Consider the following 24,492-nt stretch of genomic DNA (forward strand, 5'->3'; position numbering starts at 1 on the left):
GCGCTAGGTGGTGGCGGCGCAGAAACCCGTTCCGATGGGGGGCGGAAGAGGGAGAGCGGAATATGTCCGAGGCGATCGATCTGCTGCTCGCAGGGTATCGCAGTTATCGTGCTCTGTTCTACGAGAAGCGGGGTGACCTCACCCGAAAGCTGGCCCGAGAGGGACAAAGCCCGAAAGTGCTGGTCATCGCGTGCTCCGATTCACGTGTCGACCCGGCGGTCCTGTTCAATGCCGATCCCGGCGAGATCTTTGTCGTACGGAACATCGCTGCATTGGTGCCGCCCTACACGCCGGACGATAAACATCACGGCACCAGCGCGGCGATCGAGTTCGCGGTACGTGATCTTAATGTGAAGGATATCGTGGTGCTCGGCCACTCCAGCTGCGGCGGTATGAAAGCCCTGTCGAAGTTGGCGCGAGGCGAAGTCGTGGATCGCGAGTTCATTGGCCCATGGGTGGAAGTCGCCCATGAAGCCTGTCAGCATCACGCCGCAGATGACCCGGGGTCGAACGCCAAGGTCGAAAAAGGGGCGATCAAAACGTCCCTCAATAATCTCATGGGGTTCCCGTGGATCGCTGAAGCCGTCGACGCTGGAAGCCTAGTCCTGCACGGCTGGTGGGCCAATCTGCACACGGGTGATCTGTTTGCGCACGAGCCGCGCACCGGGGAGTTCCATCCGATCGTCGGAGCCGTCTAGAACCTGACATTGTCCCACATCCTGGCTGAATATTGCCGTCGCGCTCGGGTAGTCTGCGGCCATGGTCGTGGACAGGTACAGCGTTGGGTGAGTGCATGGCGCGCGGTGGCGCACCCTCGGCGCCGGTCTGGGTGTTGGCGTCGTACCCGGCGAGCCGAGCGTCACGCTGGCCGATCTCGGGCGCATTGTGTGCAACAGCCGTTTTCTCATCCGCCCCACGTTGCGTATCCCGCAGCTTGCCTCGCATGTGCTCGGGCGCTGCCTGCGCCGATTGCCTGGCGACTGGCAGGCCCGCTACGGCGAGGCACCGGTGCTGGTGGAGACCTTCATCGACCGTTGCCGCCCCCGCGGTGGGTGTTATCGGGCGGCGAACTGGCAGTATGTCGGTGACACCCGTGGCCTGCAGCGACTCGATGACCTTACGATGATGTACCGGGAGCTGACCCGGATCCTCCCGGCCCGCCAACGCCCGCCTTGATGTCAGCGAACTTATGGGTAAGGATCAGGCCTAGTAGGACCGTGTCGGCTGTAAGGAAGTTGCTCCGGCGCCGGCAGAAATGGTTGCCGAAAGGGGAATCGCAGGTGGTGGTATCACGTTGCATTCTATATCGAATTCGCGTCGACATACGGTCACGGTACTAAGCTGACCCGATTGGCTCAGACCCTGGGGTGGGGGATTAGCCGGTATCTCGCGCGGCCATGCACATCTCCTTTGCATCGCTCGTCTGCGGTGATCCCACCTGCTGTGCGAACACCAGCGGCTCCTTCCGGCCGGTACTCCTTTGATTAAATAATCATAAAAACAAGCTTTAGAAATTTAAACTATAAGCAATCACTTCTTCCCGCTAGCCTGCGAGCTCGCGCGAGCGGGGTCGATCATGATTAAATGATCGATTAAGTAAAACTTAAAAAAATTAAACTGTTTTTTATCCTCCCTCTCTCAATAAACTCTGCACCAATGTACCAATTTCGGTTCTGGACGCTTTGGCTGCGAACCAGGAGCGCGAAGCCGTCGAATAATCCTTAATTTTGCAAGCAGGAGGACTCCCACATGAGCGTGAGCTACCAGGCGGGCGTGAAAGAGTACCGCACGATGTACTGGACCCCGGACTATGTGCCCCTCGATACTGATTTGCTGGCGTGCTTCAAGTGCACTGGTCAGCCGGGGGTCCCTCGTGAAGAAGTTGCCGCCGCTGTGGCCGCGGAATCCTCCACCGGCACCTGGAGTAGCGTGTGGTCCGAGCTCTTGACCGATCTTGAGTACTACAAGGGCCGCGCGTATCGTTTGGAGGAGGTGCCCGGGGACTCCGAGTCCTTCTACGCGTTCATTGCCTACCCAATCGACCTGTTCGAGGAAGGCTCTGTCGTCAGCGTACTGACCTCCTTGGTGGGGAACGTGTTCGGCTTCAAGGCCCTCAAGCACCTGCGTCTGGAGGACATCCGCTTCCCCATCGCCTACGTCAAGACCTGCATGGGTCCGCCCAGCGGCATCCAGGTCGAGCGCGACAAGCTCAACAAGTACGGCCGTCCGCTGCTGGGCTGCACTATCAAGCCCAAGCTGGGTCTGTCGGCCAAGAACTACGGCCGCACTGTGTATGAATGTCTGCGTGGCGGTCTGGACCTGACCAAGGACGACGAGAACGTCAGCTCTCAGCCGTTCATGCGTTGGCAGAACCGCTTCGAGTTCGTAGCCGAGGCGGTGCTGAAAGCGCAGGCCGAGACCGGCGAGCGCAAGGGGCACTATCTGAACGTCACTTCCCCCGATCCCGAGCAGATGTACGAGCGTGCCGAGTTCGCCAAGGCATTGGGCATGCCCATCATCATGCACGACTTTCTCACCGCCGGTTTCACAGCCAATACGGGCCTTGCCAAGTGGTGCCGTAAGAACGGCATGCTGCTGCACATCCACCGCGCCATGCACGCGGTGATCGACCGTCATCCTAAGCATGGCATCCATTTCCGGGTGTTGGCCAAGTGCCTGCGCCTCTCCGGTGGCGACCACCTGCACGCCGGCACCGTGGTGGGCAAGCTCGAGGGCGATCGCTCCTCCACGATGGGCTTCGTCGATCAGCTGCGGGAAGCCTTCGTTCCCGAGGATCGTGCCCGCGGCGTGTTCTTCGACCAGGACTGGGGTTCCATGCCCGGCGTGTTTCCGGTCGCCTCAGGCGGCATCCATGTTTGGCACATGCCCGCCCTGGTCACCATCTTCGGCGACGATTCCTGCCTGCAGTTCGGTGGCGGCACTCAGGGACACCCCTGGGGCAATGCGGCGGGCGCCGCCGCCAACCGCGTCTCGCTCGAGGCTTGCGTGAAAGCGCGCAATGAAGGTCGCGAGCTCGAAAAGGAAGCGGCTGACATTCTGTCCGAGGCGGCAGCTCGCAGCCCTGAGCTCGCCATCGCGATGGAAACCTGGAAGGAAATCAAGTTCGAATTCGAGACCGTGGACAAGCTGGATGTCATTAAATCTGCGAGTTACGGCTAAGGAGAGGTCGAGGCCGATTTTTGCGAATTCCCGACCGAATCGATACGAGGAACTGAATCATGGCAACGATGTACGAAATGGTTGACTACCAGACCGCCCAGACCCTGGAGACGTTCGGGTTCCTGCCAGCCTTGACCCAGGACGAGCTCGACGAGCAGATCGCCTACATCCTTTCCCAGGGTTGGACGCCGTCAATCGAGCACGAGCATCCGTCCAACCTCATGAACGATTATTGGCCGATGTGGAAGCTGCCTTTTTTCGGCGAGACCAGTCTGGAGAACGTCCTGCGTGAGCTGGAAGCCTGCCACCGTGCCTATCCGACTCACCACGTTCGTCTGATCGGCTACGACAGCTACACCCAGAGCCAGGGGCTGGCGTTCGTCGTCTTCGAGGGACGCGGCTGAACCCGGAAACGGAAGGCAAACATCGACGCGACGGGGTAAACCATGGCACGGACTGCAAACACGACCAGCTATACCGCCCGGGAGGCATCACGCGTCAGGCGTCGTGCTATGTCTACCAACGGCAAGGCCGGCTTGCAAATGATGACCAGTGCCTCGGGCAGCAAACCCAAATCGGCTGGAAGCCGCGCAACCGGCGCTCCAGCCTCCAGGGCTGCCGCTATGGTGCAGAGTGCAAACACAACCAACTCCACCGCCCGGGAGGCATCACGCGCCAGGCGCCGTGCCATGGCTACCACCGGCAAGGCCGGCTTGCGAATGATGACCAGTGCCTCGGGCAGCAAACCCCAATCGGCTGGAAGCCGCGCAACCGGCGCTCCAGCCTCCAGGGCTGCCGCTATGGTGCAGACTGCGAACACGACCAACTCCACCGCCCGGGAGGCATCACGTGCCAGGCGCCGTGCCATGGCTACCACCGGCAAGGCCGGCTTGCAAATGATGACCAGTGCCTCGGGCAGCAAATCCAAATCGACTGGAAGCCGCGCAACCGGCGCTCCAGTCTCCAGGGCTGCCGCTATGGTACAGACTGCAAACACGACCAACTCCACCGCCCGGGAGGCATCACGCGCCAGGCGCCGTGCCATGGCTACCACCGGTAAAGCCGGCTTGCGCACGATGACCGGCGCCTCGGGCAGCAAACCCGCAACGGCCGGAAGCCGCGCACCTGCTGCCCCCGCCTCCACGGCTGGCGGGTGGCAACCATCACCTCGGGCAGCAAGCCCAAATCGGCCGGCGGCGCGCCCGGCGCCCCGACCTTCCGAGAACCGTTACACGCCAAGCGCCGTCACGCTGACCGCGCGCGAGGCCTCCCGGGCGCGGCGCAAGGCCATGGCCACGCGCGGCAAGGCCGGGCTCGGCACCCCAGATCTCACCCGTAGAGATTTTAGTCCGGCCCAGCCCAAAGCCGCGACCAGTCGGGAGGCGTCCGCGTGTGAGTGCGGCTCCAAGGGTAGACAGGCCCGTGCCGAGCACAACCCCGGTCAGAACACCAGGCAGGATTCCGCTTCAAGGCCTACCCGGCAGACGGGCAACCGTGCGCCTTCATTACCGAAACAAACGCCGACGAAAGCGAAGTTGATCAATCGTAAGGTTACCGATGCAGCCGCCATGGGGTCGGCGCGTGCCGCCTCCCGGGCGCGGCGCAAGGCTATGGCCACGCGTGGCAAGGCGGGGCTGAATCCGAATGGCATAAGTGAGGCGCAGACCGTCCGTGTGGCCAACCCCGACATGTCCAGCCGCGATCTAGCCCGTGCCGTGCGTACGCAGCGCAGTCAGCGAGGCGGGGCGGGGCAGAAGAAATCGGGGCCGTGCGGTCGCAAGCGCAGCAACCGGAGCGTCGCGGGTAACGGCTCGCCCGGTGCCGCACAGGACGCGCCCTGGAAAGTGGGTGCCAGCGAGACCACATACGGGCAGACGGTAACCGGAACCCAAGTCGGGCGCAGTCGGCGTACTACGGGCGATGAGCCCAGCACGTGTCGGGAGATCACCGGCACCGAATATATGGGCGCTAACATTTTCCGGGAGTTCTGCCAGAGCGAGCCGAGCAAGTCATCGCGCAGGGGAGGGGTGAGTCCCACCGGCGGCGGCAACCGCGTCACCGGCAACGAGGTGGGACGCAGCCGCAGGGTGACGGGAGACGAATCGGGGACTTGTAAGCGCGTGACCGGATCACAGTACGTCGCGGCCGATCAATCCGAGGCATTCTGCGGCACTAAGAGCGAACCCGCTCCCATGAAGGTGCCGAGTTCCGAGACCCGCGGGGGCAAAACCGTAACCGGCAACAACGTGGGGCGTTCAGCCCGAGTGACCGGGGATGAGACCGGCGCGAACCGTGAACTCACCGGTACCCATTACATGCAAGTTGGAAATGGCAAGGCGCCGCCCAAGGTCGGCGCCAGCCGGACCTTGCGCGGCGGATCTGTGACCGGCACGTTGGTCGGGCGCAGTGAACGGGTGACCGGCGACGAGCCGGGTACCTGCCGTAATATCACGGGCGATGACTACATCGGCCGGGAGCAGTACAGCGGTTTCTGTCCGACGACACCCAAGCCCGAGGACTGCAAAGTGGGTGTGTCCCGGACACTGATGGGACAGCCTGTCAGCGGTACCCTTACCGGGCGCTCGACCCGGGTGACCGGCGACGAGCCGGGTACCTGCAAGGCGATTACTGGGACACCCTACGCGGGCGCAGAACAATACCGCAGCTACTGCAGACCTGAAGAGGCTCAGCAAGCCGAGGTGCGTACCCGTCAGCTGCGATCCACGCCCGGTTCGAGCCTTACAGGACAGCAGCCAGGCATCGGCGGCAAGCTGACCGGTGCCGAAAAAGGTGCCTGCGAAACCGTCAGCGGCACGCCCTATGTCGGTGCCGAGCAGTTCGCCGCGGCCTGCCCGGCCACGCCGGCCGAGCCCGGCAGCCCGGATTTCCCGCAAATGCTGAGCGAGCCTCCGTGGGAGAAGTTTAGCGTGACTCCGCCGTCGCAGGCGGCGCAAGTGAAGACTCGCGCTGGTGGCGTGACCGGCTCGACCTACGAGAAGGGTCAGATCACCGGGCCGTTTGGTATGGCCACTGGCAAGGTCACCGGCACGGAGGAGGCCCGCTTCGGGTCCGGTCGCAATAACGCCGCGATGGCGGCGGCCGAACTACCGCCTACGGCCGGCGACGTCGACGGCCGCGTGAAATCGCGCATCACCGGTGAGGGAATGGACGCCGGCCTCAAGATCACCGGCGATGACTGGGATCGGGGTGACCGCGTCACCGGAACGGAGGGCACCTCCGCCATGGGGCGCAACCCGACGCGTCGGGGTCCGATGAGCGCCATGCCCGCGCGTTCTCAGCCGCCTAAGCGCAACGAAGAGGCGCCAGAGCCGCTGAGCAAGGTGACTGGAAGCAGCGGCAACACTGCCCGCGGGGCGCTGGTGACCTATTCCGGTGGTGCTCGGGGCTAACAGGCATGTTAAACGATCGCAATCGCTCACCTGCAGACTCTGTGGTCCACGCGACCGCTCCGCGGCGGCGCCCGGGAGCGGTGCGCGCACCATTCGCAGGGCTGCGGCACGCGACCGGGTGGGGCCAGCAAGGTGCGCATCCGCTCGCCCGGAGCGAGGAGAACGCCCGCTTGTTCGACTACGAACGGCGAATCAAATCCGCCTTCGATGCGATCGTGCCGACGCTCAAGCGCGTTTCCGCCCTGCAGCACGAGGAGCAGTTCGAACTGCGCGCGCAGGATCTCGCCCGTGAACGCCTCGGCTTCGAGCTGCCTGAACAGATCCTCGCCGACGCCTGGGTGGAACAACTCGATATGCGCCGCCTGTTCGCCTGGTGTGTGTTCGAGACCTATCGTCGTTTTTGCGATGAGTTCTTTACGACGGATCCTCTGAAGTCGGATGACGAGGCTGCCTTTGACCAGTTTCTGCAGGAATGCGGCTTCCACCTCCTGGACGTGTCGCCCTGCTCGGACGGGCGACTCGCTCACGTGGTTCGCTACGTGCTGCGGCTCCCGTACCGCATGGTTCGGCGCAAGTCGTATGCCGGTGCCCTGTTCGACATCGAGAACAGCCTGGAAAAGTGGACCGAAACCGAACTGCTGAGATTTCGCGAGGGCCGGCCGAATACGGCTGATGCGCCGACACGCTATCTCAAGGCAGCCGTGTATCACTACAGCTCCAGGGATCCGGCACACGAAGGTTGCGCCGCTCACGGCTCCGACGCCGCCGCGGCCGCGCGCGCCGGCCTGGAACGGTTGCTCGCGTTTCAACAGGCTGTCCAGAACACCCATTGTTGCGGCGCGTCTATCGATTTGCTCCTCATCGGGCTGGACACGGATACGGATGCAATTCGCGTTCATATTGCGAACGGCGCCGGAGAGATCGATCTGCACGGCATGATTGAGGCGCGTGATCTGTATACCCAGACGCAGCGCCTGACGGCGCAGCAGGCCCGCGCGCGCATCGAGACCCGCGTCAAGGAGGCGGCACCGGATGTGCCGGAGGGCACGCAGCGCCTGATTGCCCGTCTGCTCGAGAACAATCTGTCACAGATCGAGTACGTGCGCAGATATCACAGCGAGCACTACCGGGATATCGGCCATGCGGAGCGCTTCATCGGCGCGGGCAAGGGGTTCGAGGAAGTGCAGCTGCGCAACCTGACCTACTTTGCCTACCTCGACACCGTCGAGGAGGCCGCAGATGATCTCGACGTGGGCGTCAAGATCTTCTCGCGTCTCAACGTAGCGCATGGTCTGCCTGTTCCGGTCGTCATCCGTTACGACTATCAGGGCCATGTGCCCGGTGCGCGTGAACGCGCCGCTGAGCACTGCCAGCGGGTCGCTCAAGCCATGAGCGCGCGTTACGCGGATCTGATCGGTCGCGGCCTGATTCATATGCTGATGCTAGTGCGTGACTGTGCCGCCGGCGGTTCCATCGAAGTGCTGGGCTGTTCCGTGACGGAACAGGAAATGTGGGAGTCACACTGATGAAAATTTGTCAGGTGGAGCGGCCGCTGGTGGCGACCAACCGCATCCCCGGACTGGAACACAAGTACCTGCAGGTGGTGCGAGACGGTAGCTCTATGCTGGTGGCAGTGGATGGCGTCGGCTGTATTCCCGGCGATTGGGTAATTTGCGTGGGTAGTTCGGCAGCGCGCGAGGCGGCCGGCAGCAAGGAATATCCGAGCGATCTGACCATCGTCGGAATCATCGACCACTGGCCGCCGGAAGAAGCGCAGAGCTGATGGAGGACTAATGGATATTCTCCAGGTCGAAGCGCCGCTGGTCTGCACCCGGCGGGTGGAAGGATTGAAACAGACGAGCCTGCGGGTGCTGCGGGATTCCCAAGGCAGGCGGCACGTAGCGGTGGATCCCGTGGGTGCGCGCGAAGGTAACTGGGTGTTCACGGTCAGCGGTTCGGCCGCGCGGTACGCCAGCGGCGATTTCGGAATACTCACCGATCTGACCATAGGCGGCATCATCGATCACTGGGAGGCTGACCTGCAACCCGCAACTGCCAAGCAGTGCGGGCAATACGAGGGTGAGACGAGTCCTGTGTCGACCAACGAGGTGATCAGGAGAAATAAAAATGGCAGATGAAACTTACGGTATCGCGCTGGGTATGATCGAAACGCGTGGCCTGGTCCCCGCCATCGAGGCGGCGGACGCCATGACCAAGGCCTCGGAAGTACGTCTGATCAGTCGTGAATTCGTGGGCGGCGGCTATGTCAGCGTGTTGGTGCGCGGCGAAACTGGAGCGGTCAACGCGGCTGTGCGTGCGGGGGCCGACGCCTGCGAGCGCGTCGGTGACGGACTGGTTGCCGCGCATATCATTGCCCGCCCGCACCGCGAGGTCGAGCCCGTACTGGGTTAGAAAGTAAGGCGTTAGTGAACTCTTAAGTCCGACGACGGAGATATCAAGATGGCAAACGAAACTTACGGTATCGCACTGGGTATGATCGAGACCCGCGGGCTGGTGCCCGCCATCGAGGCGGCGGATGCCATGACCAAGGCCGCGGAGGTGCGTCTGATAGGGCGCGAGTTCGTGGGCGGCGGTTATGTAACCGTATTAGTGCGCGGGGAAACCGGTGCGGTCAACGCGGCCGTGCGTGCCGGGGCCGACGCCTGTGAGCGCGTGGGCGACGGCCTGGTTGCCGCGCACATCATTGCTCGCCCGCACCGCGAGGTCGAGCCGGCTCTGCCGCGGGGCGCCGATTCGTCTTCCTCAGCCGCGGCCTAATCCATGCCGCAGCAACTCTCTACACAACAGGAGATTTCAACCATGGCTAAAGATACCTACGGTATCGCATTGGGTATGATCGAGACCCGCGGGCTGGTGCCCGCCATCGAGGCGGCGGATGCCATGACCAAGGCCGCGGAGGTGCGTCTGATAGGGCGCGAGTTCGTGGGCGGTGGTTATGTCACCGTGTTAGTGCGCGGGGAAACCGGTGCGGTCAACGCGGCCGTGCGTGCCGGGGCCGACGCCTGCGAGCGCGTGGGCGACGGCCTAGTTGCCGCGCATATCATCGCCCGCCCGCACCGTGAGGTCGAGCCGGCTCTGCCGAGGGGCGCCGACTCGTCTTCCTCAGCCGCGGCCTGATCCATGCCTCAGTAACCTCTCTACGTAACAGGAGATTCCAGCCATGGCCAAAGATACCTACAGTATCGCACTGGGTATGATCGAGACCCGCGGGCTGGTGCCCGCCATCGAGGCGGCGGGTGCTATGACCAAGGGCTGGTTGCCGCGCAAATCATTTCCCGCCCGCACCGCGGAGTCGAGCCGGCGCTCGGGGATGAGATGGGCGGCAATCGTCCTGGGCGTAGCTGAGTGATCAGAAGGGAATAGCTCGACAGACGGTTCCGTCATCATGATGCAGCGACCTTCCGACCAACGTGTTCTCGGCTATCTCGGTCGGGCGCTAAGCCTTGAGCTCACCGCGGTTCAGCAATACAGCACCCAGGCGCGATTGCTCGCGATCTGGGGGCTGGCTGAACCGGCAAAGCGCATGCGCAATGAGGCTACCGAGGAAATGGGCCATGTAGACCGAATTATTTCCCGCATGCTGGCTTTGTGCGTGGCGCCGAGCGCATCGCAACTTCGTCCGGTACAGGTCGGACAAGACCTGCAAGCGCTGTTGCGGCACAACCAGACACTGGAGTTCGAGCTTATTGGCCTCTACACCGACGCAGTCCGACACTGCGCCTGTCAAGGCGACCATGACAATCGATTGTTTTTCGAAGCGCTTCTTGCCGAGGAGGAAGCCCATGGGGACGAGTTCGCTCGCTGGCTCGAGGAACTCGAAAGCCCCAGGGCCGTTGATCCTGTCCAACAGCGCGCGACTATGCACAACAATAGCGCGCGAGTAAAGGAGAAACGCTATGGGCAGTCAGTGGCGGGAGCGCAAGCGCCCACATCGTCTGGAGCGGCGTTATGAGTTTCCGGATTACCCTACACTCCGTGATTTTTTGGACCGTGCTGCGGAACTCTCTGAACATGAAGGACTTTATCCGGATATCGGGTTCGGTCGCGATTATGTGAACATGACCATTTACGCAGCAGAAGGCGAAGATGAGCTGGGTGACGCTCAGCGTCGCTTTGCCGAGCGGCTCGATGAGCTCTACCCCTGCGATGGTCTTCACTGAGAGGTGGTGACATCATGAGCAAAACTGACATAACCGGTGAAAAACTGGTCTATTCCATGGGTAAAGACAAGGCGGTTGTAGATAAGGCCGATTCGCCGGTACACGATGCGAGCGACGGCGAAAAGAAAAAAACCCTTTCACAGGCCGGTAACAAATCCACGGGGCGGAGGCCTTCCTCAGCTGGCGCGAAGTCCCGTGGTAATGGTGATCCCTATCAGATCAAGCCTCGTGGTAGTGGTGATGACCCCTATCAGAGCGGACGCCGTGTGTGGCCCGACTGAATTTTCACGTTCCATGAAGTGAACTGCACGGTGTCGCGCAAGCGCTCGCCATCGGTGAGCTGGGTAAAGGCCATGCGTCGATTCCCTCCAATCGCGAACTTGCGCGGAAGGCGGGCGTCGGCGACAAGTCCGGTTCGAGTCGGTGCCGGGCATAAATTGCTCATTTTATCCGGCAACTCGGACGATGACTGCGAGAGACGCAGCTTTGTAACTTCTCATTAAGTCCGGGCGTAATGTGTGCGGGGTGGCGGAGGCAAGATTACGGTCGTGCATTAAATGTAAAATTATCAAGCGCTTATTGTTGATGGTAAGCAACGAGCCACACTCTTCAATGTCTTCTTACCCGGACTTAATGAGAAGTTACCAGCTTTGCAGCTTTCCAATAAGCTAATGATTTACATTGTAAAATGAAATGAAATTGCTATCAGAACAGGAAAGTACGCATGTTCGTGCGCTGGCCCGATATGAGCTGGGGCTGAAACCGTACTGCATCGGCACGGCTGACCGGCGGGACTTTTAGAGGATATGGAACAGCTAATCATCGCACTGGCGGCGCTGCCGCTTTTGTCCGCTCTATCGATACAGCTGCTCTCCGCGCGGCTCGGCCGGCATGCGGCCCGGTTGAGTGTCGCCGTCACCACCGTGACCTTCGCGCTCGCCGTGGCGATGTTATCTTCGTCCATCGGCGGTGCTTCCGGGGAGGTGGCCCTCGCAGGATCGTGGGGCATTCTCAGGTTCGACCCGCTGGGTGCCCTGATGGCCGTGGTTATCGCGGGCATCAGTTTGATCGTACATATCTACTCGGTGCGGTACATGGTCGAAGAGGCCGGCTACGCGCGGTTTTTCGTGCTGCTGGACGCTATGACCGCGACGTTGCTGACAATGGTCGTTGCGGGCGACCTGATCACTTTGGTTGTGGCCTGGCATCTGGTTGGCGTTCTGTTGTACTTCCTGCTGGGCCAGGACACCCGCAGCCATTCGGCCCATCGGTACGCTTTCTGGACACTGATCACCTATCGCATCGGCGATCTCCCACTGGTGCTCGCCGCCGGGCTGCTGCATTACGCCTACGGCACCTGGTCGCTGTCCGAGATCTTCGCGCGTATCGCTGTCGAACCGGCGGCTCCCATGGTCCTGGGCATGCCGTTGATGGAGCTGGTCGGGAGTCTGATCGCCGCGGCCGCATTCGCGCGCTCAGCGCAGTTTCTGCTGCATACCTGGCTGCCCTACAGCATGGCGGGCCCGACACCGGTATCGGCCTTGATGCACGCCGGAATCGTGAATGCGGGCGGGTTTCTGATCAATCGATTCGCGCCGGTATTCGTGCATACTGAGAACGTGTTGCCTGTCGTGTTCGTCGTTGGGTTGGTGACCGCTCTGATCGGATCAAGCTTGATGCTGACCCAGAACGACATCAAAAAGTCGCTCGGCTACTCGACCATGGGCCAGATGGGCTTCATGATCATGGAGTGCGGCGTCGGCGCCTTCTCGCTGGCTATCTACCACCTCATCGCCCACGGGGTGTTCAAGGGCACGCTTTTCCTGGGCGCCGGCAGCATGATCAATGCGGCGCGCAAGAGCGACGGCGTTCCCAAAGACGAGCTCTACAGCTTCGTCGTGGAAAGACAGCCCGCCGCCGTCCGTCAGCCGTGGCTGCTGATGGTGGCGATCACCGTCGCCGTCCCTGTGCTCTTGCTGTTGACGGCGCATCTGCTCGTCGCCGAGGACTACTTCCAGAAGCAGGGTGCCATCGTGCTGCTGTTCTTCGGCTGGGTGACCGGTGCGCAGTTGCTCTACACCACCTACCGGATGCAGACCCAGAATTTCTGGCGCCTGCTCAGGTTGAGTGTCTTCTCTCTTGCGGTTGTGGTGTTTGGCTACACGCTCATCAGCCATGCCTTCAATCTGTTCTTGTACCCGGACGAGGCGTTTCGTGAGGGCATCTATGCAGCCGCGAACATGGATCTGCTTCGCTTCAATGTCCTGGCTGGCCTGATGACTGCCTTGATCGTGCTGGGCTGGCTGGTCACGTACTACGCAGAACAGAGCGGAAGCCGAGCACCGGGGCATGCCGGGCAGCTGTGGCTGACTTTCTATGCTTTCATTTCCCGGGAGCTCTATCTCCCAGATTTGTTCACGCGCCTGACCCGGCTGCTACTGGGGGCCGCGGGGCGGCTGAACGTATGGCTGAGGTGGGTCTGAGCATGCTGTACTGGCTTGCGGGATTGTTTTTGCCGCTTTTTCCGTTGAGCATGGGCTTCAATGCCCTGCTGGTTCGAGTGCGCAATGGGCCGCTTCGCGCTGTCCTATTGCTGGTATGGCCCCAGCTCGGCTTGAGCCTGGCATTCGCAGCAAGTAACGAAGTGCCGGATTGGGTTCTCATCGTGGCGCTGTTTACCGCGGCCCTGTATGCCTTTCGGGCAATCGCGCTGCGCGAGATGGGCCAGTGGATCGGTTTCCTTGCGACCTCGGCATGGGCACTGTTATGGCCCGTGCTGATGAGCGGCGCCGAGGCGTCCCCGATCCGCCTGTACGCGCTGGGCTTCAGCGTACCGCTCGCCCTGCTGGCGTTGCTAGGCGCTCGGCTGGAGTCGCACTTCGGCGCCGCCTACACGGGTCTCTACGGCGGACTCGCCGAGACGCTGCCGCGTTTCTCCGGCGTGTTGGTGTTCGTAGTGCTGGCCGTCATCGCCGTACCGGTGTTTCCGGGTTTCTTCGCCCTGTTCAACACTGTTGTCTCGACGACCGCAGCAGCGCCGTCGGTGGCGTTGTCACTGGTGGTGATATGGCTGCTGTGGAGCTGGGCGGGCGTGCGACTGCTGCAGGGGCTGATCATCGGTCCAGCCAACGGCATAGAGGCGCCGGACCTCAGCGCGGCTGCCCTTTGGAGTTATACCTCAGCCATTGTTGTTCTGCTTATCAGCGGCTTGTACTTCGCGGGAGATCTGCTGTGACGTTGCCGGTCGGTCAGAAGCTGAAGATCCGCGCCATGGTTTATGTGGCCGCCGAGCCCATTCCATTCTTCTGGCCCATGCGCGCCTTCATTCATCACAATCCACTCTACGGGCTCGAGCGCCTGCCCTTTCCGGAAGCAGTTGAAAAGGGCGCACGGCTGTTTCATGGTCGGGGGTTTCTGCGACGGGCGGACTATCAGCGCTACCTGGGCCAGGGCCAGGTCGACCAGGCGGCACTCGCCGCCCGCGTGGAGGCCTTTGCGGCGGAGCGCGAACCCGTGCCCGGGATTGATCTGCCGCGTTGGCTGATGGCCCTGCTGACGGAGACGCAAAACCCTCTCACCGGAGCGGAAATCATGGCGGAGACCGCCGACGTGCAGGCGGCCTTGCATGGCCAGGCGCCGCCATCGCCGCCGCCCGATGAGCAGGCCATTGCAGCGCGACTGCGCGGGGCGCTGCTGGGTCCGGTCCCGGTGTACGAGGCCGTAGACCTGCTGCATGGGACGGACGTTGGTTCGGAGCTCGACGAGTTGGTCATCAAGAGCTGCCTGGACTTCTTCGACGAAGGCCAATCGGTCTGGGGCATGCCGGGGCGCGAGCGGGGCTTCTTCGCCGCATGGCTCGACCTGGCCCGCCGCAATGGCCGCCTGTACCTGAGCGGGCTGCATATCGACCGTGTCCTTGGCAGCGGCGACAGTCCGGAAGACGTCATCGCCGACGTGATGCGGACCCTCGGTGTCGCCGAGGAGTACTGGACGGCCTACTTCACCCGTGAGCTGGCGCGGCTGCACGGCTGGGCGGGCTTCATTCGCTGGCGCTCCAGCGCCAAGCACTACTACTGGAACGAGCGCTATCCGGCGGACCTGGTGGACCTAATGGCGGTTCGCCTGACGCTTGCCTTGGCGCTTTTGAAGGAGCGCGGACGCAGCGCGGTCGCTACGGCCGGCGGTTTAGAGCAGGCCATCGAGCAGCACACCCGCGAGACCTACCTGCACTACGAGCTGCACAGCGGCGCGGTACTGCCGGCGCTGGCCGCGCGGGTGGAACAGACCTTAGCGGCCAATCGCAGCAAGAAGATCGAATCCCTCTTCGTCGACTATGTCCGACGAAAGCGGGCGCACGAAGCCGGGCAACTGGTCGTAAAACTGCGCGATCTGGCGCAAAGGGCGGGCGATCTTGAGGCGCTGTCCGCGCTTGCCGACGATCGGCTGCACAGCCTGTTGGACACGCTGCGTGGATTCGAACGACAGGAAGGGATGATCTGGTTAGGCGCCATGGAGACGCACGCGATGAACCGGCTGCTGGAGGGCATCAACCTCGAGCCATCACCGCCGCGCGACAAGCGTCCGTTTGCGCAAGCGCTGTTTTGCATCGACAACCGCGCCGAGCGGATTCGCCGCCACCTTGAAAGCGTGGGTGACTACCAGACCTTCGGTATTGCCGGTTTCTTCGGTGTGCCGGTCAGTTTTATGGAGCTCGGCAAGGGCAGCGAGACTCATCTGTGTCCGGTGCTGCTGACGCCGAAGAACCTCGTTCTGGAAATGGCAGTGTCGGAGCGGCGGGGGGATATTGCCTCCGTAACCGCCCTCGAGAAGGTGCTGCACGAGCTCAAGGAATCGGTACTCAGTCCCTTTGTCACGGTTGAGGCCATCGGTTTGCTGTTCGGCTTCGACATGGTGGGCAAGACCCTGATTCCGCGACAGTACAACCGGTGGCGCCGGCATCTGCATGAAGGAAAGCCGGGGACCCACCTACTGCTCGACAAGCTCAGCCGTGAACAGGCCGACTCCATCCTCAGAGCCGTGCAACGGGCCGTGATCCGCAACGCGTTGAAGCAGGAATTCGGCCTGGAGACCGAACAAATCAATGATTTCATGGTCCGTGAGCTGCGCGAAGCCGCCATGGGCAAGGGGCAAGGTGCCCCGGAATCGGCGAAGCTACTGAAACTGGACGATGCCGCTGAGGAGGCGTTCATCGCTCGCCTGCGTGAGGCCTACCGTATCAATCCGAGCATCGTTCAGTTGCAGATGGAACGACTCGGGCGGCTCGGCTTCAGTCTGGACGAACAGGCCGGCTTCGTGGGTCAGGCTCTGCGCTCCATAGGGCTGACAGAGAACTTTTCCCGTTTCATCCTGCTCGTTGGACACGGGAGTACGTCGGAGAACAATCCCTATGAATCGGCGCTCGATTGTGGTGCCTGCGGAGGCAATCCCGGGCTGGTCAGCGCGCGGGTCTTGGCGCAAATGGCAAACAAGCCGGAGGTGCGGCGCAAGCTGCGGAGCCAGGGCGTCGAGGTTGCCGACGACGCCTGGTTCGTTCCCGCTCTGCACGACACAACCACGGATAAGTTGCAGTTGTTCGACCTCGATCGCCTGCCTTCTTCGCACGTGGTCTATGTCGACCGCCTGCACAACGGCTTGGCAGCGGCTTCGCGACTTTGTACCGGAGAGCGCATGCCCACGCTGCTGGAGAAATCGGCCCGGCTGGAACCGGCGGAGGCATTCAAGTACGCGCAGCGCAACGCCATGGATTGGTCCCAGGTTCGCCCCGAATGGGGGCTGGCAGGCAACGCCTATTTTGTCATTGGGCGGCGCGCGTTGACAGAATCCTTGTCTTTAGAGGGGCAGGCCTTTTTGCATTCCTACGATTATCGCCTCGACCCCAAGCGGCGACTGTTGGGCAACATTCTTGGTGGCCCGCTCGTCGTCGGGCAATGGATCAACATGGAGCATTACTTCTCTACCGTGGATAACGAGCGATTCGGGAGTGGCAGCAAGGTCTATCACAACATTGCGGGGCGCTTTGGGGTCATGACCGGAAACTTGAGTGATTTGCGCACAGGCCTGCCCGCACAGACGGTCCTCGAGAATGGTCTACCTTACCACCAGCCGCTGCGGCTCATCACGGTAATCGAGGCCCCGTTCGAGCATGCCCGACGCGCCGTGGAGGAAGTGACGTCCGTGAAGTTCCTGGTGCGCAACGGCTGGATCCGGCTGCTGATCATCACCCCTGAGCAGGGCACCGTGTACGTCTACGCGGACGGGCAGTGGGAGACCCGACGCACTGCGTCCGCCCCCGAACAGCCACTGATCGAGGAGTCTACTGTTTCATGAAAGACCTGAATTTGAGCCCGCTAAAAAAGCTCGAGATCATTGTTGGGGGCGAGCATCAGGAGTTCGCCACCGATATTCTGGATCGGGCCGGGGTCAAAGGTTATACAATCATCAACAATCTTTCCGGCAAGGGCAGACACGGCTTCCACGAAGGGCACCTCATGTTTAACGAGGATGACGTACTCATCATGATCATCGTGGCCGTGCCGAAAGAGTTGGTCAACCCGATCCTGGAGGGGCTAGCTCCATTCTATAACGAGCACTCCGGAGTCGTTTTCATATCCGATATTCAGGTGACCCGGCTGGTGAAGTTCAGCGCCTGATCCTATCCAAGGAGCCGCGGGAGCGCGAGTGTAGTAGTGTAGCAGATGATTCAGCTTCGAACCTATGTGTATATCGATTCATTGCAGCCGCAGCTTGCAGAGTACATGGCCACGGTATCGCAAGGATTCCTGCCCGTGCCCGGCGACTCCTGTCTGTGGGTGGAAGTGTCTCCGGGTATGGCGATTCACCGTCTGACCGACATCGCCCTGAAGGCGACTCGTGTGCATCTGTCGCAGCAGGTCGTCGAGCGCGCCTACGGTTCGATGGTGATTCACCACCGTGACCAGAGCGACGTGAAGGAAGCGGGCAGAGTGATTCTTCAGCGCCTCGGCGTTGACGTAAGCGCCCGCCAGCCCTGTCAGATCGCGTGGCAGGAAGTGATTCGCGGCATGACGCCCGATCACACGGTGCTGATCAATCGGCAGAACCGTCGCGGGTCTATGATTCTGCCCGAACAGAGCATGTTCATTCTGGAGACCGAGCCGGCCGGCTACATCGTGTATGCCGCTAATCAGGCGGAGAAAGCCGCCAGCATCACGCTCATCGATGTGCCTGCCGTCGGTGCCTATGGACGCCTGATCATGGCCGGCCGCGAGATGGACATTGACGAAGCGGCTGCCGCGGCGATCACTGCGGTCAAGAAGCCGCCTGGTACCTAAGCTCCCATGCACCGTCAGAAACTCCTCGATTTGCTCGATGGGCATCGCACTCGGTTCATGGACGAAGCCGCATATATCGATCAGGCGCGGACCTTCGTGCAATTGCATCCGGATTGTTTTCACCGTGACCTCCTGCCGGCCCATGTGACAGGCTCCGCTTGGGTGGTCAACCTGGATCGTTCGCTGGTGCTGCTGATGCACCACCGGAAACACGACCAATGGTTTCAACCGGGCGGGCACGCCGATGGCGAGGCGGATATCGTGGCGGTAGCCCTGCGGGAGACCTCGGAGGAGAGCGGCATCGATCCCGAGCACATACGTTTGGTCGACGGCCGGATCTTCGACCTCGATATACACCGCATCCCGGCAGGTCTGCACAGCCCGGAGCACGAGCACATCGATGTCCGCTTTCTGGTGGAAATCGACGAGCAACTGCCCGTGCCGGGCAACGACGAATCCCACGAGGTGCGATGGGCGCCGCTGAATCAGGTATTGCGATTCAACAACAATCGCTCGACTTTTCGCATGGTGGAGAAGACCCGACAACTGCGGCCGCACTTCGGTAACACTTCATGACCTGGAAGGTTAATGGCTAGTGTCGCATCACTCATAAAGCGTCGCATGTAATCATGGTGTAATAGGCTCAGAAGCTGTCGTAACTTCTCATTAAGTCCGGGCAAGAAGACATTGAAGAGAGTGGTTCGTTGCTTACCATCAACAATAAGCGCTTGATAATTTTGCATTTAATGCACGACCGTAATCTTACCTCCGCCACCCCGCACACATTACGCCCGGACTTAATGAGAAGTTACCGCGGCACGGGATAAACCACGCCCTGAACGCAAAGGGTAACTTCGGCTTCGATCGGACAATCCCGCTCGACCGTTCCCGTTCTGTGCTTGATTTGCGTCTCAGGAGGTAATATACGTATGTCATATGTCGCGATCGACCGATACGCAGAAGGCGCAACGTCTCAATGCGGCCTATGGGTTGCTCGCGCGTGGGCTGAAGGTGGCGGAGGCTGCCGTGTTGTTGTCGCGCCAATTCACGCTGTCCCGACGTCAGGCCTATCGCTACATCGAGGCGGCCCAGGCAATCGGCCGGCCGGTGCCAGTGACCGAGCCAACGACGGCCGTGACGTTCAAGCTTCCGCCCAGTTTGGTCGACGCGATTCGAACGCGGGCTGCGGCCGAGGAGACGACGATCAGCGACATGGTCAGTCGGGCGCTGCGCGCGTTTCTCGACGAAGCCGGCGGCAATGGCTGACCGGCGCGGCGCCAGTGATCGCAGCGTCCGTCTCGAGCATGCGTTTGACCGTCTCCTCGCCGTCAAACTGGAACAGGTCTATGGGATTTTGGTACCGGAGCGGGTCCGTGTCGCCGGTGTGGGACCGTGCGTAAGGGAGGGGAGCGATGAAGATCGCCGCGATTTATGCCCGGGTATCCTCCGACCAACAGAAGGGAGCGAACACGATCGCCAGCCAAACCGCGGCATTGATCGAGTTCGCCCGCGAGCAGGGGTTCACCGTACCCGATGAATGGATAATCGAGGACGAAGGTTTCAGCGGCGCCAGCCTGCTGCGGCCCGGCTTGGAGCGGCTGCGCGACCTCGCGGCCGAGGGCCAAATCCAAGCAGTGCTCATCCACTCGCCGGATCGGCTGAGCAGAAAGTATGCCTATCAGGGTTCTGCTGACCGAAGAGTTCGCCCGCCATGGTGTCGAAGCCATCTTCATCAAGGCGCCGCATTCCGCCACGCCCGAAGATCAGCTCATGCTGCAATTCCAAGGGATGATCGCCGAGTACGAACGCGCCCAGATTCTCGAACGCTCCCGCCGTGGCAAGCGTCACCGCGCCAAATCGGGCGAGATCTCTGTGCTTGGCGGGGCGCCCTACGGCTATCGCTACATTCGCAAGATGCCCGAAACGCCGGCGCGTTACGAGATCGATGCCGCCGAGGCGGCAGTCGTGCGGCTGGTGTTTGAGAAATACACCGTCGACGGTCTGAGCATCGGCGCCATCGCCCGGCTGTTGCGGGAGATGGGCCCTCCGACACGCCGGCGAGTGACCCGTTGGGAGCGTTCGGTCGTGTGGGGGATGTTGCGCAATCCCGCCTATAAGGGCACCGCCTGCTTCAACAAGACACAGGTCGGGCCGAGGCAAAAGGTGACCAAGCCATTCCGTCTGTCGGGTCGGTCGGTCCATGGTGAAAAGACCCAGCGCACATGAGCGGCCGCGCGAGGAATGGATCGAAGTGCCGGTCCCCGCCCTTGTCAGCGAGGAAACTTCGCTTTGGCGGCCGAGCGCTTGGCCGACAACAAGCGTTTCGCACCGCGCCGGACCATCGAGCCCAGCCTTGTGCAGGGCTTGGTCTCGTGCCGCAAATGCGGCTACGCGCTCTACCGCGCGTCGACCCGCACGAGTGCACGCAAAATCCACTATTACCGCTGCCTGGGTTCGGATGGCTGGCGTCATCTCGGCGGATCCGTGTGCGACAGTCGCCCGATCCGCCAGGACCTGCTCGACCACATCGTGTGGCAGGAGGTGATGCGGCTGATCGCCGATCCGGGGCTCATCAACGCCGAGCTTGACCGCCGCCTGGATGCGGCCCGTGCGAGTGAACCGACGAAGAAACGCCAGGACGCTGTCGAACGCGACCTCACGCGCCTGAGCAAAAGCATGGACCGCCTGGTGACCGCCTACCAGGAAGACCTCGTGTCTTTGGACGAACTGCGAGGCCGCATGCCCGAACTGCGGGCCCGCGAACAGGGATTGAAATCCGAGCTGCAGGCAATCTTCAGTCAGGCCGCCGACCGCATGTCGTTCCTGCGTTTGGCCGAAACATTGACCGCTTTCCTCCAGCGACTGCGGGAATCGGCAGAGACTTTGGAAATCAGTGACCGCCAGAGAATCGTCCGCTTGCTGGTTAAGGAGGTCTTGGTTGATGATGATACTATCACCATCCGCCACTCGATCCCGGCGCAACCAACTACGCCTTCGGCCAGCACCCAACCGCCACCCTCCAATGGCAATGTGACGATCCCCGACCAAAGTTACCTTTTGCGTTCAGGGTGTCAATGCCCCACCCTGAAGGGCTTTTCCGGCGATGCGGGCTATCGTGCACGGCCGTTGACTTTGTCGAGAAGACGTTGGGATTGAAGCGGCACATCGCCCAGAAGATCAAAAATACCTTTGCCATTTTGCCAATGCCCTGGATCGTCGAGCGAACGTTTACTTGGCTCGGCAATTACCGCCGCCTGTCCAAGGACTACGAAATTCTGCCGCTCACAGCCGAGAATAGGGTGCGAATCACTATGCTGCGCCTCATGCTCGCAAAATGCGTATAGCATTTACCCAGACAGCTTCTGAGTCTGCGCCCCGGTGTGATCGACGCCACCCTTCATGATTTTGCCATCCATGGCCAACGCCTCGTCTGATGAGTTGAGCTGAGCGGCCTGCCAGGCTTGTAGGCGCCGATCCAGAGCCTTTGGGCCGAGGCGCACCAAGCAATCGCGGATCACATACAGGCTGGGTACGAGGTAATGCCCATTGACGCGCCGGCAACCGAAACGCTGGCGGGCCGCTTGACCCAATGAACTCGCCCATTCGGCCATCGCCTTGTAGCCCTGCATACCGCACAGGGAGGCGCCGGCGGTGAGTGCCGGCACCACAGGCAGGCGATGGCGCCGGCCTTGGGCGCGGCGTGGATCGGGTAGATCGGTAAAATACTGGGGCAACGCGCGCATTTGTGCGGCGGAAAGTGCCATACGAGGGTCTCCGAATAGACCAGGGGCTGCGCGATCGGGATGGTTCAACAGCCTCGCAACGTTGCGCTGTAGCGGATAGACAAACACCCGCTTGGGGCGCTCGGGGGTGTTGCTGTAGCCACCTCGGATGCGGCGAAAGCCGCGGGTCAGGCCCAATTCGAGCCAGTTCGCGGCGCGCTAGGCGCCGCCGTGGAAACGATAGGGATCGACAAAAGTCTCCAACAACAACAGCCGATGCCCGAAGCGCTGCGGCCAATCCGCGGCCGTGCGGCGGGCCACAAGAGCGAGCACGCGTGAGCCGAGGTTCGGACAGTGGCCTTCAGGAAGAATCAGGCAGCGAGTGTTGTTGGCGATGAGCTTGAGCCGGTCGAGCTGGGTGCGAAAACCCCAGCCGATCCAGTCATCTCGCACGCCACACTTGAGCGCGGCCGCCGATAGACCGATCTGGGCTAGCCACCGCCCGCGCCAGGTCGCGACGTACCGCAGCGTCTCGCCGATCTTGGGCAATGCGCCGAGGTAATGATGCGCCGCCATCTGAGCCTGATAGCGAGACTCCTCATGGCGTTCGACCGGGCGGACGATGAAATCGGATAAGATGGATGCGACGACTGGAAAGGGTTGTGTCATGCGGTCTTTGTAGCCGCCTGCAATCCAGCAACTGGCCTTAACTCTTTGCTAGGACTAGCACTGCCTGTGCAGAACAAATTAGTCCTGGATTCTATTGAGCAGCGGGTCTGGCGTGTCACCGGTCTGTGCTACGATTGACGGTACCGACGTCGATTCGAAGGTTGTCATGGGTTTGCGGCTGCGAGATTCCCAGCGCCACAGCTATGGCAATACTGCACCTGGCCGGAAAATGTGCGCTATGAGTTGATTGACGGGGTGGCTTATGCCATGTCGCCAGCGCCCGCGCGCGTACATCAGCGGCTGGTGGTAGAGCTGTTGCGCCAGATTGCCGATGCCCTGGAGGGCGGCCTATACGAGGTTAACGTGGCGCCCTTCGACGTGCGCCTGCCGGAAGCGGACGAGGCCGACGAGGACATCGTCACCGTCTTACAATCGGACATCACCGTAGTGTGCGATCCCACTAAACTCGACGCTGCGGGCTGCCGCCGGCGCCCCGGACTGGGTCGTCGAAGTGCTCTTGCCTTATACCACCGCCCACGACCAAACGGTAAAATTGGCCGCATTCGAACGGCACGGCGTAAAGGAATGCTAGTTAGTACACCCCACGGATCGCGTGGTCAGCGTTTACACCCTGTTCGATGGCGAGTACGGGCGCCCTGCGATCCGCGAACTGGAAGGGCAACTGGTATCCACGGCGGTTCCCACTGTAGAGATTAATTGGGCTCGGGTGCGGGCGGGTTTGCCTGGTACTGACGAGCAGTCCCTACAGGACCGATCCGGCGCTGGCCGACACGGAGATCGACCACATCGTAGCCCCGGATGATCAGTGCCAGATCGATCGCCGAGGCCGGAGCATAGCGCAACGGCCCCTCCGCCAGGAGGGGATGAGGTATCCGGCCAAGCGCCGGCGGCTGCGCACCGTCATCCAAGAGCTGATGATGCTCGCCGCCGCGGTGAGCGCACACGCGCGGCAACGCTTTCTCGTCTTCGGCGCGCACTGCCCGGCGCTCGGCATAGACTGTCTTGTTGCTTGCCCGCCTCGAATTTGAGGAACGGGTGAGGGGTGATCATCACATTTTTATTCGAGATGGTGCGACCGAAATTATCAATCTGCAGCCCAAGGGCAAGAAGGCAAAACCCTATCCGGTCAGACAGGTCAGGGATATTCTCGTGAAATATCGTTTGGGAGAAAGCGATGTCGATTAAATACGAACTGGTCATCTACTGGAGCGAAGAAGATCAGAGCTTTGTGGTTGAAGTGCCTGAACTGCCGGGATGCATGGCGGATGGCGAAACCTACGAGCAGGCACTCGTTGATGCGCAAAAGGTGATCGAAGAATGGATCGACACTGCTAAGGAGTTCAATCGCCCAATTCCAGAACCGCGAGGCCGCCTGATATATGCATAGCCCGCGTCCACCCCCTACCAGAACTCCTAGGGCTCGGCGAGCGCGGTGGATGGCTTGGATACGGTGATGTCCTTTGAAGGCGGTTTTAACTCGGCGGTTCGATAGATAGACGAGTCGCAATGGTTACTGGCAATCGAGGACACCACGACGGTGAGCTACCGGCATGCGCTAGCCGATGAGCTGGGTGGCACGGGAAAAGATAAATCGGCCAAGTCACGGGGTTACCTGGTGCACTCTGTTCTGGTGGTAGACCATGATACCGAATTCACCCTGGGCCTGAGCGATCAGCAACGCCGGTGCCGTGATGCGAGCAAGAAGCACAAGCGCAAGCAACGCGATTATCTCGATAAGGAGAGCTTTAAATGACAACGCTCCTCGGAGCAGATGACGCAGCGCCTGGGGAACAGGCGATGAAGCAACTCATCTCGCTCTGTGACCGGGAATCGGATGTCTATAAATACTTGCACTACAAATGTAGTGCAGGGGCAACGTTTGGTGATACGCGCCAGTGTGAACCGTCGCATCACAGAGCACACACAGCGGCTGTTTGCGACGTTGGAAGAATAGGCTGAGCACCTGGGCTGCAAAAGC

General features: G+C 61.4%; 32 protein-coding genes and 2 pseudogenes. 30 read left to right on the forward strand and 4 right to left on the reverse strand.

The genetic code is table 11. The annotated features are described in order from the left end of the window. The first annotated feature begins 62 nt into the window (after positions 1-62). The 4 genes from NB231_RS14165 (at position 63) to NB231_RS14180 (ending at position 3,584) form a co-directional block, all read left to right on the forward strand. On the forward strand, positions 63-698 hold the full coding sequence (locus tag NB231_RS14165) for a carbonic anhydrase (protein WP_005004155.1): 636 nt from the start codon (positions 63-65) through the stop codon (positions 696-698). 91 nt (positions 699-789) lie between these two features. Beyond that, complete coding sequence (locus tag NB231_RS14170) at positions 790-1,176, forward strand: Druantia anti-phage system protein DruA (RefSeq protein WP_005004161.1); 387 nt, start codon at positions 790-792, stop codon at positions 1,174-1,176. A 573-nt stretch (positions 1,177-1,749) separates the two neighbouring features. After that, positions 1,750-3,180 carry a form I ribulose bisphosphate carboxylase large subunit gene (locus NB231_RS14175; protein ID WP_005004162.1) on the forward strand — a complete coding sequence of 477 codons (1,431 nt, stop codon included), beginning with the start codon at positions 1,750-1,752 and terminating at the stop codon, positions 3,178-3,180. A gap of 59 nt (positions 3,181-3,239) precedes the next feature. Continuing rightward, positions 3,240-3,584, forward strand: coding sequence for a ribulose bisphosphate carboxylase small subunit (locus NB231_RS14180; protein WP_040662472.1), 345 nt, complete (start codon positions 3,240-3,242; stop codon positions 3,582-3,584). 68 nt (positions 3,585-3,652) lie between these two features. Here NB231_RS14180 and NB231_RS14185 read toward each other — a convergent pair whose 3' ends face one another. Further along, positions 3,653-4,225, reverse strand: coding sequence for a hypothetical protein (locus NB231_RS14185; protein WP_084766349.1), 573 nt, complete (start codon positions 4,223-4,225; stop codon positions 3,653-3,655). On the opposite strand from NB231_RS14185, the gene NB231_RS14190 reads away from it, so the two are divergent. The 22 genes and pseudogenes from NB231_RS14190 (at position 4,224) to NB231_RS20090 (ending at position 21,446) form a co-directional block, all read left to right on the forward strand. Further along, on the forward strand, positions 4,224-6,590 hold the full coding sequence (locus NB231_RS14190) for a CsoS2 family carboxysome shell protein (RefSeq protein ID WP_084766350.1): 2,367 nt from the start codon (positions 4,224-4,226) through the stop codon (positions 6,588-6,590). The two genes, NB231_RS14185 and NB231_RS14190, sit on opposite strands and share 2 nt — an antisense overlap. Positions 6,591-6,631: 41 nt before the next feature. Beyond that, positions 6,632-8,116, forward strand: a complete 1,485-nt coding sequence (locus tag NB231_RS14195) for a carboxysome shell carbonic anhydrase (protein WP_232210483.1) — start codon at positions 6,632-6,634, stop codon at positions 8,114-8,116. After that, positions 8,116-8,373 carry a carboxysome peptide A gene (locus NB231_RS14200; protein ID WP_005004170.1) on the forward strand — a complete coding sequence of 86 codons (258 nt, stop codon included), beginning with the start codon at positions 8,116-8,118 and terminating at the stop codon, positions 8,371-8,373. Before NB231_RS14195 ends, NB231_RS14200 begins: the two co-directional genes overlap by 1 nt. Positions 8,374-8,383: 10 nt before the next feature. Further along, positions 8,384-8,728, forward strand: a complete 345-nt coding sequence (locus NB231_RS14205; protein ID WP_005004171.1) for a carboxysome peptide B — start codon at positions 8,384-8,386, stop codon at positions 8,726-8,728. Beyond that, complete coding sequence (locus tag NB231_RS14210) at positions 8,718-9,002, forward strand: BMC domain-containing protein (protein WP_005004173.1); 285 nt, start codon at positions 8,718-8,720, stop codon at positions 9,000-9,002. The genes NB231_RS14205 and NB231_RS14210 overlap by 11 nt, the downstream gene beginning before the upstream one ends. A gap of 48 nt (positions 9,003-9,050) precedes the next feature. Then, positions 9,051-9,368: a BMC domain-containing protein gene (locus tag NB231_RS14215; RefSeq protein ID WP_005004175.1), complete on the forward strand. Its 318-nt coding sequence runs from the start codon at positions 9,051-9,053 to the stop codon at positions 9,366-9,368. A 42-nt stretch (positions 9,369-9,410) separates the two neighbouring features. Beyond that, on the forward strand, positions 9,411-9,728 hold the full coding sequence (locus NB231_RS14220; protein ID WP_040662475.1) for a BMC domain-containing protein: 318 nt from the start codon (positions 9,411-9,413) through the stop codon (positions 9,726-9,728). Positions 9,729-9,771: 43 nt separating this feature from the next. Next, positions 9,772-9,861, forward strand: a pseudogene (locus tag NB231_RS20380) (BMC domain-containing protein); the annotation flags it as partial. 135 nt (positions 9,862-9,996) lie between these two features. After that, the gene (locus tag NB231_RS14230; RefSeq protein WP_005004179.1) at positions 9,997-10,563 is read left to right on the forward strand and encodes a ferritin-like domain-containing protein; all 567 of its coding nucleotides are present in this window, start codon (positions 9,997-9,999) and stop codon (positions 10,561-10,563) included. Further along, positions 10,508-10,771: a 4a-hydroxytetrahydrobiopterin dehydratase gene (locus tag NB231_RS14235; RefSeq protein ID WP_040662478.1), complete on the forward strand. Its 264-nt coding sequence runs from the start codon at positions 10,508-10,510 to the stop codon at positions 10,769-10,771. Before NB231_RS14230 ends, NB231_RS14235 begins: the two co-directional genes overlap by 56 nt. Positions 10,772-10,785: 14 nt before the next feature. Further along, positions 10,786-11,052, forward strand: coding sequence for a hypothetical protein (locus NB231_RS18800; protein WP_156777033.1), 267 nt, complete (start codon positions 10,786-10,788; stop codon positions 11,050-11,052). Positions 11,053-11,577: 525 nt separating this feature from the next. Beyond that, positions 11,578-13,254 (forward strand): NADH-quinone oxidoreductase subunit 5 family protein, encoded by a 1,677-nt coding sequence (locus tag NB231_RS14240; protein ID WP_005004181.1) that lies wholly within the window; start codon positions 11,578-11,580, stop codon positions 13,252-13,254. Continuing rightward, a complete protein-coding gene (locus NB231_RS14245) occupies positions 13,236-14,006 on the forward strand; it encodes a hypothetical protein (protein ID WP_005004182.1) in 771 nt (256 codons plus the stop codon). Before NB231_RS14240 ends, NB231_RS14245 begins: the two co-directional genes overlap by 19 nt. Beyond that, on the forward strand, positions 14,003-17,119 hold the full coding sequence (locus tag NB231_RS14250; RefSeq protein ID WP_005004183.1) for a DUF2309 domain-containing protein: 3,117 nt from the start codon (positions 14,003-14,005) through the stop codon (positions 17,117-17,119). Before NB231_RS14245 ends, NB231_RS14250 begins: the two co-directional genes overlap by 4 nt. Then, positions 17,116-17,442 (forward strand): P-II family nitrogen regulator, encoded by a 327-nt coding sequence (locus NB231_RS14255; protein WP_005004185.1) that lies wholly within the window; start codon positions 17,116-17,118, stop codon positions 17,440-17,442. The genes NB231_RS14250 and NB231_RS14255 overlap by 4 nt, the downstream gene beginning before the upstream one ends. Positions 17,443-17,487: 45 nt before the next feature. Then, entirely contained in the window at positions 17,488-18,102 is a 615-nt protein-coding gene (locus NB231_RS14260) for a hypothetical protein (protein WP_005004186.1), read from the forward strand. Positions 18,103-18,108: 6 nt separating this feature from the next. Then, positions 18,109-18,678, forward strand: coding sequence for an NUDIX hydrolase (locus tag NB231_RS14265; protein ID WP_005004188.1), 570 nt, complete (start codon positions 18,109-18,111; stop codon positions 18,676-18,678). A gap of 360 nt (positions 18,679-19,038) precedes the next feature. Next, complete coding sequence (locus NB231_RS14270) at positions 19,039-19,368, forward strand: ribbon-helix-helix protein, CopG family (protein ID WP_005001121.1); 330 nt, start codon at positions 19,039-19,041, stop codon at positions 19,366-19,368. Between the two features lie 146 nt (positions 19,369-19,514). Further along, positions 19,515-19,715 (forward strand): annotated as a pseudogene (locus NB231_RS20080) (recombinase family protein); the annotation flags it as partial. Positions 19,716-19,773: 58 nt separating this feature from the next. Next, positions 19,774-20,328 (forward strand): recombinase family protein, encoded by a 555-nt coding sequence (locus tag NB231_RS20085; RefSeq protein ID WP_005004191.1) that lies wholly within the window; start codon positions 19,774-19,776, stop codon positions 20,326-20,328. Between the two features lie 15 nt (positions 20,329-20,343). Continuing rightward, a complete protein-coding gene (locus tag NB231_RS19860) occupies positions 20,344-21,258 on the forward strand; it encodes a zinc ribbon domain-containing protein (RefSeq protein WP_005004193.1) in 915 nt (304 codons plus the stop codon). Next, a complete protein-coding gene (locus NB231_RS20090) occupies positions 21,255-21,446 on the forward strand; it encodes a transposase (protein ID WP_005004195.1) in 192 nt (63 codons plus the stop codon). The genes NB231_RS19860 and NB231_RS20090 overlap by 4 nt, the downstream gene beginning before the upstream one ends. Before the next feature lie 3 nt (positions 21,447-21,449). On the opposite strand, the gene NB231_RS17100 is transcribed toward NB231_RS20090, so the two are convergent. Both NB231_RS17100 and NB231_RS14285 read right to left on the reverse strand, forming a co-directional pair. Continuing rightward, on the reverse strand, positions 21,450-22,022 hold the full coding sequence (locus tag NB231_RS17100) for a transposase family protein (RefSeq protein WP_005004196.1): 573 nt from the start codon (positions 22,020-22,022) through the stop codon (positions 21,450-21,452). 21 nt (positions 22,023-22,043) lie between these two features. After that, complete coding sequence (locus NB231_RS14285) at positions 22,044-22,493, reverse strand: Druantia anti-phage system protein DruA (RefSeq protein WP_005004197.1); 450 nt, start codon at positions 22,491-22,493, stop codon at positions 22,044-22,046. A 267-nt stretch (positions 22,494-22,760) separates the two neighbouring features. Between NB231_RS14285 and NB231_RS20175 the strand changes: the two genes are divergently transcribed. Further along, positions 22,761-23,210 (forward strand): PDDEXK family nuclease, encoded by a 450-nt coding sequence (locus NB231_RS20175; RefSeq protein WP_332247710.1) that lies wholly within the window; start codon positions 22,761-22,763, stop codon positions 23,208-23,210. On the opposite strand, the gene NB231_RS19250 is transcribed toward NB231_RS20175, so the two are convergent. Beyond that, entirely contained in the window at positions 23,207-23,491 is a 285-nt protein-coding gene (locus tag NB231_RS19250) for a hypothetical protein (protein WP_005004198.1), read from the reverse strand. The genes NB231_RS20175 and NB231_RS19250 overlap by 4 nt on opposite strands. Positions 23,492-23,519: 28 nt before the next feature. Here NB231_RS19250 and NB231_RS19875 point away from each other — a divergent pair, with 28 nt between their 5' ends. From NB231_RS19875 to NB231_RS14305, 3 genes are all read left to right on the forward strand, one after another. Then, positions 23,520-23,699: a hypothetical protein gene (locus NB231_RS19875; RefSeq protein WP_232210484.1), complete on the forward strand. Its 180-nt coding sequence runs from the start codon at positions 23,520-23,522 to the stop codon at positions 23,697-23,699. Continuing rightward, the gene (locus NB231_RS14300; RefSeq protein WP_005004201.1) at positions 23,689-23,901 is read left to right on the forward strand and encodes a type II toxin-antitoxin system HicB family antitoxin; all 213 of its coding nucleotides are present in this window, start codon (positions 23,689-23,691) and stop codon (positions 23,899-23,901) included. Before NB231_RS19875 ends, NB231_RS14300 begins: the two co-directional genes overlap by 11 nt. A 150-nt stretch (positions 23,902-24,051) precedes the next feature. Then, positions 24,052-24,267 carry a hypothetical protein gene (locus NB231_RS14305; RefSeq protein WP_005004204.1) on the forward strand — a complete coding sequence of 72 codons (216 nt, stop codon included), beginning with the start codon at positions 24,052-24,054 and terminating at the stop codon, positions 24,265-24,267. Positions 24,268-24,492 lie beyond the last annotated feature (225 nt).

It is taken from the genome of Nitrococcus mobilis Nb-231, from assembly GCF_000153205.1.
Classification (GTDB): domain Bacteria; phylum Pseudomonadota; class Gammaproteobacteria; order Nitrococcales; family Nitrococcaceae; genus Nitrococcus; species Nitrococcus mobilis.